The sequence below is a fragment of the Vibrio splendidus genome, from assembly GCF_002873455.1.
In the GTDB taxonomy this organism is placed as follows: domain Bacteria; phylum Pseudomonadota; class Gammaproteobacteria; order Enterobacterales; family Vibrionaceae; genus Vibrio; species Vibrio splendidus_J.
In genome coordinates, this window is sequence record NZ_MCUN01000040.1 from 1 (window position 1) to 237 (window position 237).

General features: G+C 40.9%; 1 protein-coding gene. It reads left to right on the forward strand.

The window, feature by feature from the left end:
* Positions 1-42: 42 nt before the first annotated feature.
* Positions 43-237, forward strand: a 195-nt coding sequence (locus BCU75_RS19735; protein ID WP_133148307.1) for a transposase, incomplete at its 3' end; no start/stop codon positions are given.

Consider the following 237-nt stretch of genomic DNA (forward strand, 5'->3'; position numbering starts at 1 on the left):
TTTGTCCCGTCCTGGAATGTGTTTACACATTGAGGACTAATGATGACCATTCCAAATAAACACTACGTTAAGCGCACTCAGCGTGATTACACACTAGGCTTTAAATTACAGGTTGTAGACGCCATTGAAAAAGGCGACATGACCTATAAACAAGCCCAATCAATTTACGGCATACAAGGTCGTTCGACTGTTCTTACTTGGTTAAGAAAGCATGGCAAAATGGATTGGACTACCAAT